Source organism: Pseudomonas sp. BP11-1-1 (assembly GCF_052112105.1).
Lineage (GTDB): Bacteria > Pseudomonadota > Gammaproteobacteria > Pseudomonadales > Pseudomonadaceae > Aquipseudomonas > Aquipseudomonas alvandae.
Genome location: NZ_JAUTYU010000002.1, coordinates 127,349 through 142,888 on the forward strand (window position 1 = coordinate 127,349; position 15,540 = coordinate 142,888).

Annotated in this window: 13 protein-coding genes; 8 read left to right on the top strand and 5 right to left on the bottom strand. The window is 61.7% G+C overall.

Going from position 1 to position 15,540, the window contains the following annotated elements; all coding sequences use genetic code 11:
* Positions 1–157: 157 nt before the first annotated feature.
* From Q7C33_RS04130 to aspA, 3 genes are all read right to left on the bottom strand, one after another.
* Positions 158–1,162 (bottom strand): asparaginase, encoded by a 1,005-nt coding sequence (locus Q7C33_RS04130; protein WP_407682896.1) that lies wholly within the window; start codon positions 1,160–1,162, stop codon positions 158–160.
* 133 nt (positions 1,163–1,295) lie between these two features.
* Positions 1,296–2,747 carry an alanine/glycine:cation symporter family protein gene (locus Q7C33_RS04135; protein WP_198796182.1) on the bottom strand — a complete coding sequence of 484 codons (1,452 nt, stop codon included), beginning with the start codon at positions 2,745–2,747 and terminating at the stop codon, positions 1,296–1,298.
* Positions 2,748–3,233: 486 nt separating this feature from the next.
* A complete protein-coding gene (gene aspA / locus Q7C33_RS04140) occupies positions 3,234–4,658 on the bottom strand; it encodes an aspartate ammonia-lyase (RefSeq protein WP_030139110.1) in 1,425 nt (474 codons plus the stop codon).
* A gap of 182 nt (positions 4,659–4,840) precedes the next feature.
* On the opposite strand from aspA, the gene Q7C33_RS04145 reads away from it, so the two are divergent.
* From Q7C33_RS04145 to Q7C33_RS04165, 5 genes are all read left to right on the top strand, one after another.
* Entirely contained in the window at positions 4,841–5,758 is a 918-nt protein-coding gene (locus tag Q7C33_RS04145) for a LysR substrate-binding domain-containing protein (protein WP_198796183.1), read from the top strand.
* Positions 5,759–6,089: 331 nt separating this feature from the next.
* Positions 6,090–6,581, top strand: a complete 492-nt coding sequence (gene purE / locus Q7C33_RS04150) for a 5-(carboxyamino)imidazole ribonucleotide mutase (RefSeq protein ID WP_003196369.1) — start codon at positions 6,090–6,092, stop codon at positions 6,579–6,581.
* A 12-nt stretch (positions 6,582–6,593) separates the two neighbouring features.
* Positions 6,594–7,679, top strand: coding sequence for a 5-(carboxyamino)imidazole ribonucleotide synthase (locus Q7C33_RS04155; RefSeq protein WP_217860655.1), 1,086 nt, complete (start codon positions 6,594–6,596; stop codon positions 7,677–7,679).
* Between the two features lie 101 nt (positions 7,680–7,780).
* Positions 7,781–8,026 carry a GlsB/YeaQ/YmgE family stress response membrane protein gene (locus Q7C33_RS04160; protein ID WP_003187057.1) on the top strand — a complete coding sequence of 82 codons (246 nt, stop codon included), beginning with the start codon at positions 7,781–7,783 and terminating at the stop codon, positions 8,024–8,026.
* Positions 8,027–8,114: 88 nt separating this feature from the next.
* Positions 8,115–8,651, top strand: a complete 537-nt coding sequence (locus Q7C33_RS04165; protein ID WP_030139124.1) for a DUF3299 domain-containing protein — start codon at positions 8,115–8,117, stop codon at positions 8,649–8,651.
* 134 nt (positions 8,652–8,785) lie between these two features.
* Here the strand turns inward: Q7C33_RS04165 and Q7C33_RS04170 are convergent, their stop codons facing one another.
* Positions 8,786–9,685, bottom strand: a complete 900-nt coding sequence (locus Q7C33_RS04170) for a D-hexose-6-phosphate mutarotase (protein WP_030139125.1) — start codon at positions 9,683–9,685, stop codon at positions 8,786–8,788.
* 57 nt (positions 9,686–9,742) lie between these two features.
* On the bottom strand, positions 9,743–10,147 hold the full coding sequence (locus Q7C33_RS04175; RefSeq protein ID WP_030139126.1) for an acyl-CoA thioesterase: 405 nt from the start codon (positions 10,145–10,147) through the stop codon (positions 9,743–9,745).
* 373 nt (positions 10,148–10,520) lie between these two features.
* Between Q7C33_RS04175 and Q7C33_RS04180 the strand changes: the two genes are divergently transcribed.
* The 3 genes from Q7C33_RS04180 to Q7C33_RS04190 all read left to right on the top strand — a co-directional run bounded on the left by Q7C33_RS04180 (position 10,521) and on the right by Q7C33_RS04190 (position 15,532).
* Positions 10,521–11,819: an MFS transporter gene (locus Q7C33_RS04180; protein ID WP_030139127.1), complete on the top strand. Its 1,299-nt coding sequence runs from the start codon at positions 10,521–10,523 to the stop codon at positions 11,817–11,819.
* Between the two features lie 274 nt (positions 11,820–12,093).
* The gene (locus tag Q7C33_RS04185) at positions 12,094–13,092 is read left to right on the top strand and encodes a phosphate ABC transporter substrate-binding protein PstS (protein ID WP_030139128.1); all 999 of its coding nucleotides are present in this window, start codon (positions 12,094–12,096) and stop codon (positions 13,090–13,092) included.
* Between the two features lie 406 nt (positions 13,093–13,498).
* Positions 13,499–15,532, top strand: a complete 2,034-nt coding sequence (locus Q7C33_RS04190; protein ID WP_334598824.1) for an ABC transporter permease subunit — start codon at positions 13,499–13,501, stop codon at positions 15,530–15,532.
* The last annotated feature ends 8 nt before the right edge of the window (positions 15,533–15,540 follow it).

Here is a 15,540-nt window from a genome sequence, read left to right on the forward strand (position 1 = left end):
GATGGAGCAAGTTATATGCCGGCCCAGTTTCGCGACGCGAACGCTGGACCCTAGTGGGAGCGAGCTTGCTCGCGATGACGGTGTGTCAGTCGAAGTAGATGTCAACTGTGCCGCCGCTATCGCGAGCAAGCTCGCTCCCACAGGGTTTGGCAGGGTGTCAGATCAACTCACCACACAGATCCAACTCAACCAACCGCCGAACCTCACCCACCGGCAACCCGGCACCAATCAACGCCTGCAACTTGCCGAACGCCGCTTCGCGGGTCATGCCGCCGCCGGACAACACACCAACGCCGCGCAAGCGGCTGCCGGCTTCGTACACGTCCAGCTCGACGCCGCCTTCGTGGCACTGAGTGACCGCGACCACCACCACGCCGCTGTCCCGCGCCCGCTCCAGGCTGGCGAGGAACGCCGGATTGTCGCTCGGCCCGGTGCCGCTGCCGTAGCACTCCAGCACCAGGCCCTGAATGCCACTGCCCAGCAGGCCGTCGAGGATTTCGGCACCGATGCCGGGGAACAGCGGCAGCGCGGCGACGTTCGCCAGGTGTTTCGGCTGGTTGCAATTCAACTGGGTTGGCAGAGAAGCGGCCTTGACGCCACCGCCCTGGCGTTCCAGGCGCTTGAACGGGTGACGACCGAAGCTGCGCACTTTCGCGCAACGGGTCGGCGCCAGCAGTTCACCGTGGAAATAAAGGTGCACGCCCGGCGCCAGGCCTTGGCCGAGGGCGACCAGCGCGCCGCTGAGGTTTTCCCAGGCGTCGCTGTCAGTTACGCCGGCGGGCAGCATCGAACCGGTGAAGCAGACCCGCGCGTGCAGGCCCAGTAACTGGAAGCTCATGGCGGCGGCGCTGTAGGCCAGGGTGTCGGTGCCATGCAGGATCAGCACGCTGTCGCAGCCTTGCACGTCCACGGCGTCGACCACCGCTTCGCGCAGTTGCTGCCAGTAGGCCGGGGTCATGTTGGCGCTGTCGATCAGCGGCGACATCTCCCGGAAGCGCCACTGCGGTACTACCAGCTCAGGCTGGCTGTGCAGGTAGTCGCGCATCCGCGCTTCGAAGCCGGAGGCCGGGGCCAGGCCGCTGGCGCTGGCTTGCATGCCGATGGTGCCGCCGGTGTAGAGCACCATGACGTGCTGGGCGGCAGGGTAGGTCGAGGAATTCATGGATTGTTCTCCGAGGATGAAAACGGCCGCTTGGGTTAGCCGTCACAACATGAGGCCGAGCATGACGCCGACCTCGTGCTGTGTCACGCCGGGCGCAGGGGATGCGCCCGGTTTTTTACGATCAGCCTGCCGCTCAGCGTTGCGCTGCGGCCGCGCCCGCCTGGGCGTTTTCAGGCTTGGCAACCGGTGCCGACGGGGTGGCCGGCCAGGCGTTGCGGTCCAGGTCCAGGTCCGGGAACTTGCTCGAGTCAAAGACCGGAACCTTGATACCGGCCGCACGCTGGTCGTCGTAATCGCGCAGGATGCGCATGCCGACCTTGAACAGCAGGAACAGCGCGATCAGGTTCACGAACGCCAGCAGGGTCATGGTGATGTCGGCGAACGCGAACACGGTACCCAGGTTCTCGATGGCGCCCCAGAAAATCAGCGCCAGGACCAGGGTGCGATACGCCATCAGCGCCTTGCGGTTTTCGCCGAGCATGAAGCGCAGGTTGTTCTCACCCAGATAGTAGTTGTAGAGGATCGAGGTGAACACGAACAACGACAAGGCTACGGAGATGAACACCCGGCCCCAGTCACCGACCACGGCCGCCAGGGAGTTCTGGGTCAGGGCAATGCCGTCGCCTTCGAAGCCCGGGGTGTAGAAGCCCGACAGCAGGATCAGCAACGCGGTGCAGGTGCAGATCACGAAGGTGTCCAGGAACACGCTGAACGCCTGGACCACACCTTGTGCCACCGGGTGCTCGACCGACGCGACAGCGGCGACGTTAGGCGCGCTGCCCAGGCCGGCTTCGTTGGCGAATACGCCACGCTTGACGCCCATGACGATGGCGCTGCCGATCAGGCCACCAAAAGCCTGGTCCAGGCCAAAGGCGCTCTTGACGATGGTCGCCAGCATGCCCGGTACGTGTTCGAACTGCAGCACGATCACGTAGAGGGTCACGCCGATGTACGCCAGGGTCTTGACCGGTACCAGCAGGTCGGCAACCTTGGCGATACGCTTGATCCCGCCAATGAACACCAGGCCCAGCAACACCGCCAGGCCCAGGCCGGTGTAAGTGGTGTCGAGGCCGAAGGCGTTGTTCAGGGAGTGGGTCACGGCGTGGGCTTGCAGGCCGTTGAAGGCGAAGCCGAAGGTGATCAGCAGCAGGAACGCCATGATCATGCCCAACCAGCGTTTCTGCAGGCCGTGCTGGATGTAATAGGACGGGCCGCCACGGAACTGGCCTTCGGAGTCGCAGCGCTTGTAGAGCTGGCCGAGGGAGCATTCGAAGAAGCTGCTGGACATGCCGACCAGCGCGGTCACCCACATCCAGAACACCGCACCCGGACCGCCGAGGGTCACGGCAATGCCGACACCGGCAATGTTGCCCGCGCCGACACGGCCGGCCAGGCTGAGCATCAGGGCCTGGAACGAGCTGAGCTGGTCAGTGCTGCTTTTCAGGCTGTCACGGAATACCGTGAACATGTGGAAGAAATGACGGAACTGGACGAAACGCGAGCGGATCGTGAAGTAGCCACCGAGCCCGACAATGAGCGCGATCAGCACTTTCCCTGAGAGGAAGTCGTTGATGACTTCGAGCATGAGTATTCCTCGCTGTTTTTTGTTTAAGCAATGATGGCCATTTGGAAACATCGTGTTACATCGGTCGGCGCGCGGCTCGACAGATTGGGGATGCTTCGTCCCGGTCCACTTCGCGGGTTTGTTATTAGTTCGGTTTTCGCATGTTGTTGAGGCCTCGTTGACGACGACCACTCATGCGAAGAGGGGCGGCACTATACCTATCAGTGCGACGCCCGTCTGCACAGTTGTGGTGCATGCGACGAAACGAACCCTTGTATCTCCTGGCCTTTCGGTCAGGTTCTTGCGGGAGAGAGCTGGCTCGCGATGGCGAGCGACGCGGGGTACAACGGCAGCGCGGCGCTGTTTATTGCCAGTCGGCTCGGTCCTACAGGTTCTGTCTTGCTTGCATCCTTCTGTCAAAAAAAAGGGCTTGGGGAACGAGTCCCCAAGCCCTCAAAAGGTGAGAGGTGTCTAGTCCCTCGACCTGGTGAGCGGTGGTCGCGTCGATCAAGCCTTCAGTGGGACCAGACGCGGGGCAATCATGTTTTCCGGGCGCAGGATGTCGTCGAGCATGGCGTCGTCGAGCAAGCCTTCTTCGCGCACCAGCTCCAGCACGCCGCGGCCGCTTTCCAGGGCAACACGGGCAATACGGGTGGCGTTTTCATAGCCGATGTACGGGTTCAGGGCGGTGACCAGGCCGATCGAGTGTTCGACCAACTCGCGGCAACGTGCTTCGTTGGCGGTGATGCCGACGATGCAGTGCTCGCGCAGCATGTCCATGGCGCGTTGCAGCAGGCGGATCGAGTCGAAGATCTTGAAGGCGATCAGCGGCTCCATCACGTTCAGTTGCAGTTGGCCGCCTTCGGCCGCCATGGTCAGGGCCAGGTCGTTGCCGATGATCTGGAACGCTACTTGGTTGACCGCTTCCGGGATCACCGGGTTGACCTTGCCAGGCATGATCGAGCTGCCTGGCTGGCGGGCCGGCAGGTTGATTTCGTTGATGCCGGTGCGTGGGCCGCTGGACAGCAGGCGCAGGTCGTTGCAAATCTTCGACAGCTTGACCGCGGTGCGCTTGAGCATGCCGGAGAACAGCACGAAGGCGCCCATGTCGGAGGTGGCTTCGATCAGGTCGGCGGCGGGGACCAGCGGCTGGCCGCTGATGGTCGCCAGGCGCTGCACGGCCAAGGCCTGGTAGCGCGGGTCGGCGTTGATGCCGGTGCCGATGGCGGTGCCGCCCAGGTTCACTTCGGTGAGCAGCTCAGGCGCCAGGGTTTTCAGGCGTGCCAGGTCTTCGCTCAGGGTGGTGGCGAAGGCGCGGAATTCCTGGCCGAGAGTCATCGGCACGGCGTCTTGCAGTTGGGTGCGGCCCATTTTCAGGACGTGGCTGAATTCTTCGCCCTTGGCGGCGAACGCCTGGATCAGGCTGTCGAGGCTGGCCAGCAACGCGTCGTGACCCAGCAGCAGACCCAGGCGGATCGCGGTCGGATAGGCGTCGTTGGTGGACTGCGCCATGTTCACGTCGTTGTTGGGATGCAGGTACTGGTATTCGCCCTTCTGGTGACCCATGGCCTCCAGCGCGATGTTGGCGATGACTTCGTTGGCATTCATGTTGGTCGACGTGCCGGCGCCGCCCTGGATCATGTCTACCACGAATTCTTCGTGGAAATCGCCGCGGATCAATCGTGCACAGGCTTCGCTGATCGCGGCATGCTTGGCTTCGCTGAGCTGGCCAAGTTCGCGGTTGGCGTCAGCGGCGGCTTGCTTGACCATTGCCAGACCGACCACCAGCTTGGGGTAATGCGAGATCGGGACACCGGAGAGACGAAAGTTGTTGATCGCTCGCAGGGTCTGGATGCCGTAATACGCTTGCGCCGGTACTTCGAGTACGCCAAGCAGGTCTTTTTCTGTGCGGAATGATGCAGCGGAGGACATGATGGAAATCATCTCAATAAGGACCCGGTCTAGGCCGGAACGCTGTGAATCCTAGGCTTTCAGAAAAATTTGGGCCAATGCTGTTAAACACTGGGCTATGCATATTCGGCATAATGCCCGTGTGACGCCGACGACACGGCGAACGTGTGACCTGTTTTGGTGCGTCCTTCGGGAGGACGGTGATGAATCTAGAAAGCAAATGGCTCGAGGACTTCAGTGCCCTGGCCGCGACGCGCAGTTTTTCCCAGGCGGCCGAACGACGCTTTGTGACACAGCCCGCCTTCAGCCGGCGGATCCGTAGTCTGGAGGCGGCCCTCGGTCTAACGCTGGTCAATCGCTCGCGCACGCCGATCGAGCTGACCGCCGCAGGGCAACTGTTCCTGGTGACGGCGCGCACGGTGGTCGAGCAGTTGGGCGAGGTGCTGCGGCATCTGCATCATCTGGAGGGCGGGCAGGGCGAAGTCATCCAGGTGGCAGCCGCGCATTCACTGGCGCTGGGGTTCTTCCCGCGCTGGATCGCCCAGTTGCGCAACGACGGCATGAACATCGCCACGCGGCTGGTGGCGACCAACGTGGGCGATGCGGTACATGCCCTGCGCGAAGGCGGCTGCGACCTGATGCTGGCTTTCTATGATCCGGATTCGGCGATGCAGATGGACCCGGAGATTTTCCCGTCCTTGCATTTGGGCCAGACCGAAATGCTTCCGGTCTGTGCCGCCGACGCACAGGGCCGGCCATTGTTCGATCTGGAAGGCGAGGCCAGCGTGCCGCTGTTGGCCTACAGCGCCGGGGCCTTCCTCGGGCGTTCGGTCAATCAGTTGCTGCGCCAGCGCGCGCTGCGTTTTACCACGGTCTACGAGACCGCGATGGCCGACAGCCTGAAAAGCATGGCCCTGGAAGGCTTGGGCATCGCCTGGGTCCCTCACCTGAGTGTGCGCAACGAACTGGCCCGGGGCGAATTGGTGATCTGCGGCGGGGCGCAATGGCATGTCCCGCTGGAGATCCGCCTGTACCGCTGCGCCCTGGTGCGCAAGGCCAACGTGCGGTTGCTGTGGCGCAAGCTTGAGGGTGGCGTGGCGCAGGGTGTGGCCGGTTCTTGAAACCCATGCAGCCCCTTGTGGGAGCGAGCTTGCTCGCGATAGCGGTGTGTCAGCCAGTGTTGATTTGACTGACCTACCGCTATCGCGAGCAAGCTCGCTCCCACAGGGATCTGAGGCGTTTTTCTGCTGACCTGCGAGTCAATAAAACCGCCGCTTCGACGCAAATGACAGATGGTCGGCGAAAGTGCGTTTAATTTACCTTTTTCGGTATACTGCCCGGCCTTCGGTCGGTTAACCCGGCCATCATTCGTACAACAAGCCACGCCGGTTTCCCGCGTGGCTTGTTGTTTTTTGACGCGCCCGAGGGCGCCCAGAGAGAAGAGGCACGACGATGAGTGCACTGGTTGGCGTGATCATGGGCTCCAAGTCCGATTGGTCCACCCTTAGCCACACCGCCGATATGCTGGAAAAGCTCGGCATCCCTTACGAGGTGAAAGTGGTGTCCGCCCACCGTACCCCGGACCTGCTGTTCCAGTACGCCGAAGAAGCCGAGGCACGCGGCATCGAAGTGATCATCGCCGGTGCCGGCGGCGCGGCCCACTTGCCAGGCATGTGTGCGGCCAAGACCCACCTGCCAGTGCTGGGCGTGCCGGTGCAATCCTCGATGCTCTCGGGTGTCGATTCGCTGCTGTCGATCGTGCAGATGCCAGCCGGCATCCCGGTCGCGACCCTGGCCATCGGCAAGGCCGGCGCGATCAACGCGGCCTTGCTGTCGGCGAGTATCCTGGGCGCCAAGCACCCACAGTTTCATACCGTGCTGAAAAAATTCCGCGCTGAGCAGACAGACAGCGTCCTGGACAATCCAGACCCACGCATTGCCTGAGGTTGTTGACGAATGAAGATCGGTGTAATCGGTGGCGGCCAGTTGGGTCGCATGTTGGCCCTGGCGGGAACCCCGCTGGGGATGAACTTCGCTTTCCTGGACCCGGCGCCGGACGCCTGTGCCGCTGCCCTGGGTGAACACCTTCGGGCCGACTACGGCGACCAGGATCACCTGCGCCAGTTGGCCGATGAAGTCGATCTGGTGACCTTCGAATTCGAAAGCGTCCCGGCCGAAACCGTTGCCTTCCTGTCCCAGTTCGTCCCGGTCTACCCGAGCGCCGAAGCCCTGCGCATCGCCCGCGACCGCTGGTTCGAAAAGAACATGTTCAAAGACCTGGGCATCCCGACGCCGGCCTTCGCCGACATCCAATCCCAGGCTGACCTTGACGCCGCTGTCGCGGCCATCGGCCTGCCGGCCGTGCTCAAGACCCGCACCCTGGGTTACGACGGCAAGGGCCAGAAGGTCTTGCGCAACCCTGAAGACGTCGCCGGCACCTTTGCCGAGCTGGGCAGCGTCGGTTGCCTGCTGGAGGGTTTCGTACCGTTCACCGGTGAAGTCTCGCTGATCGCCGTGCGCGCCCGCGACGGTGAAATCCGCTTCTACCCGCTGGTGCACAACACCCACAAGGACGGCATTCTCAAGCTGTCCGTCGCCAGTACCGACCATCCGCTGCAAGCCCTGGCCGAAGACTACTCCAGCCGGGTGCTCAAGCAGCTCGATTACGTCGGCGTCATGGCGTTCGAGTTCTTCGAAGTGGACGGCGGCCTCAAGGCCAACGAAATCGCCCCGCGCGTCCATAACTCCGGACACTGGACCACCGAAGGCGCCGAGTGCAGCCAGTTCGAAAACCACCTGCGGGCGGTGGCCGGGCTGCCGCTGGGTTCGACCGCCAAGGTCGGTGAAAGCGCGATGCTGAACTTCATCGGCAAAGTGCCGCACACCGAGAAAGTCCTGGCGATTGCCGACTGCCACCTGCACCACTATGGCAAGGCGTTCAAAGCCGGGCGCAAGGTTGGTCACGCCAACCTGCGTTGCGCCGATCGGGACACCCTGGCCCAGCAGATCATCAAGGTCGAGACGCTGATCGCCGAACAATAGTCTGCAACACCGGTGGAACCATTCATCGGCTAACCTCTCTCATGGCTAAGTGCCAAAACCTGATCAGGTTTTGGCTTTGCGTCTAATCAGAGGGGAATGCCATGGGAATCATCGGAACCATTTTTATCGGCTTGATCGTTGGCCTGCTCGCGCGCTTCCTGAAGCCTGGCGATGACAGCATGGGCTGGATCATGACCATCCTGCTCGGTATTGGCGGTTCGTTGGCAGCCACTTATGGCGGCCAGGCCCTGGGCATCTACCAGGCCGGTCAAGGCGCGGGTTTCATCGGTGCCCTGGTGGGCGCGATTGTGCTGCTGGTGATCTACGGCCTGATCAAGAGAAACTGATTAAACTTGATTCATCCCTCTCTGCGCGGCGCACAGAGAGGGCTAAACTGCCCGGCGTTTCATTACCCACTCATTGCCGAGCTCTTTCATGCGCCGTCTAGTGTTGACCCTTCTTCTGCTGGGCAGCGGCCTGGCCCACGCCGCCGAACTGCCGGAAACCGACTGGCTCGAACTGATGCCCAAGTCGGACCAGAAAGCCCTCGAGGCCATGCCCGAGATCGATCACAACTCCCCCGAAGCCAACGGCACCTTCACTGAAAAGGGTGGCTTGAAGCAAAGCAAAGGCTTGCCGGCGGTGATGTATTCGACCAAGACCGTGGCGTCGATGAACGACAAGCACATCCGCATCGGTGGCTATCCGGTCCCCCTGGAAAGCGATGCCAAGGGCCGCAGCACGCTGTTTTTCCTGGTGCCTTACCCGGGTGCCTGCATCCACGTCCCGCCACCGCCGCCTAATCAATTGGTGCTGGTGCGCTATCCCAAGGGGCTGAAGCTGGACGACATCTACACGCCGCTGTGGGTGACGGGCACGTTGAAGATCGAGAAGGTCGATAACGACCTGGCGAGCGCAGCGTATGCGCTGGAGGCGGAGAAGGTGAGGGTGGTGCAGGAGGCGGATTTGTAACCAGCTGATTGGCCTGACATAAATCCCAATGTGGGAGCGCGCTTGCTCGCGATGGCGGTGTGTCAGTCGACGCTGAGGGTGACTGTCAGTCCGCTATCGCGAGCAAGCTCGCTCCCACAATGGTTTTTGCGGTGTCAGAGCGGCTTGCTGCAGATGCTCACGCCCAGGGTATGGCTGGCGTCGGGCAACAGCGTCACCACGTCATCCATCACATTCGCCGTCTCGATGCACAACATGCGCTGCCAGCCGTCGTCGGCCATGTCGCTGAAGGCCTTGGCCCGTTCGGTCCAGGGATTCCAGATCACCGCCGAGCGTGAGCCGGTGCTGGTCAGTTGGATTCGGCGTTGCCAGTGCGGGTCAACGATGCTCAGTGTCGGCGGGGTATTGAGGTAGATGCGGTCGGTTTCGCCGGCAAAATGCAGGTCACCGGCCTGGGCGTGGGTCTTCCAATCGTCCAGGGTCTCGATGTAGCTCAAGCCATCCACCCCTTCGACCTGCACGTTGCGCACATCGCTGACAGCGAAATAGCTGTGCAACGCCTGGCTGAGGCTGACGGTTTCACTGCCACGGTTATGGCTGGTGAGGTGGATATGCAGTTGCTCGTTCATCACGATGGTCAACGTCAGGTCGACCTGATGGGGCCAACCCGACAGGCCGTTTTCAGGGTAGGGCAGGACGAATTCGATTTTCAGGCTTTCACCTTCGGCCTCGATGCCCCTCAATTCCCAATCCATCGCCCGCACCAGGCCGTGGGCCGTTGCAGGCTCGTTGCTGACGCGCATGGCCTGGACGCTGTCGGGGTTGCGGGTCAGGTTGCCGAACCACGGCCAGCACACCGGCACACCGGCGCGGATGCTCTTGCCGGCCTTGAAGGTGGCCTGGTCATTGAGCCAGATCAGCGGCGGCTGGCCGTCCACCTGATAACTGAGGATATGCGCGCCTTGCTGGGCCACCAGCAACTCGGCCTGACCGTGGCGGATGCGCCAACCGTTCAGTTCATCCAGTTTGACGGCTTCGACGTTGGGCGTAGGCATGTTGCAAATCTCGTTCAGGAACATGGACTGCAATGGACCGCAAAACGGTTGCCGCGTTTAACGGGCCCGTGGTGGAACCGAACGGGTACGACCGCTACCGTCGATGGCGACGAACACGAACACCGCTTCGGTGACCTTGCGCCATTCACTGGACAGCGGGTCGTCGCTCCACACCTCGACCATCATCTGGATCGAGCTGCGGCCGATTTCCAGCGCCTGGGTATAGAAGGACAACTGTGCGCCCACGGCCACCGGCACCAGGAACGCCATGCGATCAATCGCTACGGTCGCCACGCGCCCACCCGCCACCTTGCTGGCCATCGCGGTGCCGGCGAGGTCCATCTGGGACACCAGCCAGCCGCCGAAAATGTCGCCGAAGCCGTTGGTGTCACGGGGAAGTGCGGTGATTTGCAGGGCCAGGTCGCCTTGCGGAATTGGATCTTCTTGTTCGAGCTCTATCATGCCGGGGGTGCCTCTGACCCGTAACTCTGTCGTGTACTTCAGGTGAATAGCCGTCTTTGAAAAAAACGATTCAGCCCGAACATGCCTCGTTCGTCACGTTTTTCATAAAGGCGTGCCAAAGGGAAACTCTGCGAAACCGGCTGATTTGTACTACATCACCAACGACGTTTTCGCACAGCAACCCCTTACAGAGTGTCGCAAGGTTGCGAGTATATCGGGCGATAGACGTCGATACGACCATCGGGTTCTGATTTTGACTGTCAATTACGCGCCTCTATGTGCTTTTTCGAACAATTTGCTATCGTGCCGAACCGGCCCGGGCTCCCATCCGGTGTTGTCGGGCCGAGAACTGACTATAAGAGAAGCCCTTGCCATGACCACTGCGCCTTCGAGCACGGCGACGCCCGCACAACCCGCCCGTCCGCTGACCCGTAACGACTACAAGACCTTGTCGCTTTCTGCCCTCGGCGGCGCGCTGGAGTTCTACGATTTCATCATTTTCGTGTTCTTTGCCACCGTGGTCGGCAAACTGTTTTTCCCCGCCGAAATGCCTGAATGGCTGCGCCTGATGCAAACGTTTGGCATTTTTGCCGCCGGTTACCTGGCTCGCCCGTTGGGCGGAATCATCATGGCTCACTTCGGCGACCTGCTGGGGCGCAAGAAAATGTTCACCCTGAGCATTTTCATGATGGCCGTGCCGACGCTGATCATGGGCTTGCTGCCGACCTATGCACAGATCGGCATGTGGGCGCCGATCCTGCTGTTGCTGATGCGCGTGATCCAAGGCGCCGCGATTGGCGGCGAAGTACCGGGGGCTTGGGTATTCGTTTCCGAGCACGTTCCGGCGCGGCACATCGGCTACGCCTGCGGCACCCTGACCTGCGGCCTGACGGCGGGGATCCTGTTGGGTTCGTTGGTCGCTACCGCCATCAACAGCATTTATACGCCAGTGGAAGTGGCGGATTACGCCTGGCGGATTCCGTTCCTGCTGGGTGGTGTGTTCGGCCTGTTCTCGGTGTATCTGCGCCGCTGGTTGCACGAAACCCCGGTGTTCGCCGAGCTGCAACAGCGCAAGGCCCTGGCCGAAGAAGTGCCGCTGCGCGCCGTGCTGCGCGACCATCGTGGCGCCATCGCCATTTCGATGCTGCTGACCTGGCTGCTGTCGGCCGGCGTCATCGTGGTGATCCTGATGACGCCAACGGTGCTGCAGACCGTCTACCACTTCAGCCCGACCACGGCGTTGCAGGCCAATAGCCTGGCGATTGTGTTCCTGAGTCTTGGTTGTATCGGCGCCGGTGTATTGGCCGACCGCTTCGGCGCTGGCCGGGTGTTCGTCTTCGGCAGCGGCCTGCTGCTGATCACCTTCTGGACCTTCTACCACAGCCTGTTCGCCCACCCCGAGTGGCTGTTCCCGCTCTACGCCTTGAGTGGCTTGCTGGTGGGTACGATCGGCGCGGTGCCCTACGTCATGGTCAACGCCTTCCCGGCCGTGGTGCGCTTCAGTGGCTTGTCGTTTTCCTACAACCTGGCCTACGCAATCTTCGGTGGCTTGACCCCGATGGTGGTGACGTTGCTGTTGAAGGAGAGCCCGATGGGGCCGGCGTATTACGTGGCGATCATCTGCGGGATCGGGATGGTGATTGGTGGGTATCTCTGGAAGAAAGGGCGCTAAGCAGCGCAGAACAGCCTCTGTGGCGAGGGGATTTATCCCCGCTGGGTCGCGAAGCGGCCCCAACACTGCCAACTCAATCTATCTACCACATCGAGTTATCAGGTTTAAGGGGCTGCTGCGCAGCCCAGCGGGGATAAATCCCCTCGCCACAAGAATCATCTTGCAAAACTCAATACTGGCCTTTCATCCAATTGTCATATTTCAGCCATAGAGTGTTCACACGGCTTACCGATACTTGGCCGACTTAACACACCCTATCTGCTAGGAGTAAGGCATGAAACTGAAGCGTTTGATGGCGGCAATGACCTTTGTCGCTGCTGGCGTTGCGACTGCCAACGCGGTTGCCGCTGTTGACCCTGCGATCCCGAGCTACACCAAGACCACTGGTGTGTCGGGCAACCTCTCCAGCGTCGGCTCCGATACCCTGGCCAACCTGATGACCTTGTGGGCCGAGAACTACAAGAAAGAATACCCGAACGTAAACATCCAGATTCAGGCCGCCGGTTCCTCCACCGCGCCACCCGCACTCACCGAAGGCACCGCCAACCTGGGCCCGATGAGCCGCAAGATGAAGGATAACGAACTGCAGGCCTTCGAACAGAAGTACGGCTACAAGCCAACCGCTATCCCGGTTGCCGTGGACGCCCTGGCCGTGTTTGTGCACAAGGACAACCCGATCCAGCACCTGACTATGGAACAGGTTGACGCGATCTTCTCGTCCACTCGCCTGTGCGGCGCCAAGGCCGACGTGAAGACCTGGGGCGACCTGGGTGTGACCGGCGACCTGGCCAACAAGCCAGTGCAACTGTTTGGTCGTAACTCGGTGTCCGGCACCTACGGCTACTTCAAGGAAGAAGCCCTGTGCAAAGGTGACTACAAGCCAAACGTCAACGAACAACCAGGCTCGGCTTCGGTCGTGCAGTCGATCAGCTCTTCGCTGAACGGTATCGGTTACTCGGGCATCGGCTACAAGACCGCCAGCGTGAAGACCGTGGCCCTGGCCAAGAAAGGCAGCACCGAGTTCATCGAAGACAGCGAAGAGAACGCCCTGAACGGCAAATACCCGCTGTCGCGCTTCCTCTACGTGTACGTCAACAAGGCCCCGAACAAGCCTCTGGCGCCGCTGGAAGCCGAGTTCGTGAAGCTGATCCTGTCCAAGCAAGGCCAGGAAGTCGTGGTCAAGGACGGCTACATCCCGGTTCCAGCCAAAGTCGCCGCCAAGGCACTGGCTGACCTGGGTCTGCAAGAAGGCGGCAACGTCGCCAAGAAGTAACACCTGAACCCGGGCCGACGCCCGGGTTTCCTGTGGGAGTGATGCCTGCTCCCACAGCCCCAATTCCTGTCCGCTGCCGCTCACCGCTGGCGGCGGATTTGTTGCGTCACTGCATTGTCATCTTTCTGTCATACAGGATCGCTAGGGTGTGCGCATGAATGATCTGGCCAACTCCACAATGACTACGACTTCCCCTCCCAAGCGCATTGACTTCAATACGCCTGAGCTGCAACGCAAGCGCCGCATCCGCGCGCTCAAGGATCGCCTGACCCGTTGGTACGTGTTGGTCGGCGGCCTCGCCGTTCTCGCGGCCATTACCCTGATTTTCTTCTTCCTGGCCTATGTGGTGCTGCCGCTGTTCAAGGGCGCGGACCTGACCGCCAAGGATTCGATCACGCCTGCCTGGATGCAAGATGCCGGCAAACCGCTGATGATCTCCATCGAAGAGCAGAACCAGGTGGCCATGCGGGTTTCCGACAAGGGCCAGGCGCTGTTTTTCGACATCACCAGTGGCGCCGAACTGCGCCGCGTCGACCTGCCGATCCCGGCCGGCGCGAGCGTGACGTCCATTGGCGAAGACCAGCCCGGCAGCCCGCTCGTGGCGATCGGCCTGTCCAACGGCCAGGCCTTGGTGTTCCGTCACACCTATAAGGTGTCCTACCCGGACGGCAAGAAAACCATCTCGCCTGCCGTCGAATACCCTTATGGCGAGACGCCGATCGCGTTGAACGAGCAGGGCGCTGCGCTGGAACATGTCAGCCTCAACGCGACTGATTCGACCTTGTTGCTGGCCGGTTCCAGCGGTGCTCAACTGCAAGTGCTGTCGCTGACCAGCGAAGAAAACATGATGACCGGTGAAGTCACCAGCGAGCAGACGCGTATCGATCTGCCGCAAATGACCGAGCCGGTGAAGAACATCTTCGTCGATCCGCGCCAGCAATGGCTGTACGTGGTCAATGGGCGTGCCCAGGCCGATGTGTTCAGCCTGCGGGACAAGAGTCTCAACGGTCGCTACAAGCTGCTCGAGAACGCCGAGGCCCAAGTCACCGCCGCCACCCAGTTGGTGGGCGGGATCTCGCTGATCATTGGCGACTCCAAGGGCGGCCTGGCCCAGTGGTTCATGGCCCGCGACCCGGACGGCGAGCTGCGCTTCAAACAGATCCGTACCTTCCAGATGGGCAACACGCCCATCGTTGAAATCACCGCCGAGGAGCGTCGCAAAGGTTTCGTAGCCCTCGACGCCGCCGGCAAGCTCGGCGTGTTCCACAGCACCGCCCACCGCACCTTGCTGGTGGACCAGGTGGTCGATGGCCAGGGCCTGTTCGGCATGTCGCCACGGGCCAACCGCCTGATCGTGGAGCAGGGCGGCAAGCTGCAACCGCTGACGCTGGAAAACCCGCACCCGGAAGTCTCGTGGAGCGCGCTGTGGAGCAAGGTCTGGTACGAAAACTACGACGAGCCCAAGTACGTCTGGCAATCGACGGCCGCCAACACTGACTTCGAACCCAAGCTGAGCCTGTCGCCGCTGACCTTCGGCACCCTGAAAGCCGCGTTCTACGCGATGCTGCTGGCCGCGCCGCTGGCGGTTGCCGCTGCAATCTACACCGCGTACTTCATGGCACCGGGCATGCGCCGCAAGGTCAAGCCGGTCATCGAGCTGATGGAAGCCATGCCGACGGTGATCCTCGGTTTCTTCGCCGGCCTGTTCCTGGCGCCCTACGTTGAAGGGCACCTGCCGGGTATCTTCAGCCTGCTGATGCTGCTACCGATCGGCATCCTGGTCGCCGGTTTCGTCTTCAGCCGCCTGCCGGAATCCATTCGCCTGAAGGTGCCGGACGGTTGGGAAAGTGCCTTGCTGATCCCAGTGATCCTGTTCGTGGGCTGGCTCTCGCTGTACATGAGCCCGTACATGGAAGCCTGGTTCTTCGGCGGCGATATGCGCATGTGGATCTCCCATGACCTGGGCATCACCTACGACCAGCGCAACGCCCTGGTGGTGGGCCTGGCGATGGGCTTCGCGGTGATCCCGAACATCTACTCCATTGCCGAAGACGCCGTGTTCAGCGTGCCGCGCGGCTTGACCCTGGGTTCGTTGGCCCTCGGTGCCACGCCGTGGCAGACCATGACTCGCGTGGTGATCCTCACCGCCAGCCCGGGCATCTTCTCGGCGCTGATGATCGGCATGGGCCGCGCGGTGGGCGAGACGATGATCGTGCTGATGGCCACCGGCAACACCCCGGTCATGGAAATGAACCTGTTCGAAGGCCTGCGCACCCTGGCGGCCAACGTGGCGGTGGAAATGCCTGAGTCGGAGGTCGGCGGCAGCCATTACCGCGTGCTGTTCCTGTCGGCCCTGGTGCTGTTGCTGTTCACCTTCGTCATGAACACCCTCGCCGAGCTGATCCGTCAGCGTCTGCGCAAGAAATATTCGTCGCTTTAAGAAAGGTA

Bases quoted from the DNA above. Each gene is read 5' to 3' on its own strand.
- Q7C33_RS04190 (WP_334598824.1), top strand. From the start codon at position 13,499: ATGCAAGATGCCGGCAAACCGCTGATGATCTCCATCGAAGAGCAGAAC.
- Q7C33_RS04155 (WP_217860655.1), top strand. From the start codon at position 6,594: ATGAAGATCGGTGTAATCGGTGGCGGCCAGTTGGGTCGCATGTTGGCC.
- Q7C33_RS04145 (WP_198796183.1), top strand. From the start codon at position 4,841: ATGAATCTAGAAAGCAAATGGCTCGAGGACTTCAGTGCCCTGGCCGCG.
- Q7C33_RS04180 (WP_030139127.1), top strand. From the start codon at position 10,521: ATGACCACTGCGCCTTCGAGCACGGCGACGCCCGCACAACCCGCCCGT.
- Q7C33_RS04185 (WP_030139128.1), top strand. From the start codon at position 12,094: ATGAAACTGAAGCGTTTGATGGCGGCAATGACCTTTGTCGCTGCTGGC.
- Q7C33_RS04130 (WP_407682896.1), bottom strand. From the start codon at position 1,162: ATGAATTCCTCGACCTACCCTGCCGCCCAGCACGTCATGGTGCTCTAC.
- Q7C33_RS04135 (WP_198796182.1), bottom strand. From the start codon at position 2,747: ATGCTCGAAGTCATCAACGACTTCCTCTCAGGGAAAGTGCTGATCGCG.
- Q7C33_RS04160 (WP_003187057.1), top strand. From the start codon at position 7,781: ATGGGAATCATCGGAACCATTTTTATCGGCTTGATCGTTGGCCTGCTC.
- Q7C33_RS04175 (WP_030139126.1), bottom strand. From the start codon at position 10,147: ATGATAGAGCTCGAACAAGAAGATCCAATTCCGCAAGGCGACCTGGCC.
- Q7C33_RS04170 (WP_030139125.1), bottom strand. From the start codon at position 9,685: ATGCCTACGCCCAACGTCGAAGCCGTCAAACTGGATGAACTGAACGGT.
- purE (WP_003196369.1), top strand. From the start codon at position 6,090: ATGAGTGCACTGGTTGGCGTGATCATGGGCTCCAAGTCCGATTGGTCC.
- Q7C33_RS04165 (WP_030139124.1), top strand. From the start codon at position 8,115: ATGCGCCGTCTAGTGTTGACCCTTCTTCTGCTGGGCAGCGGCCTGGCC.
- aspA (WP_030139110.1), bottom strand. From the start codon at position 4,658: ATGTCCTCCGCTGCATCATTCCGCACAGAAAAAGACCTGCTTGGCGTA.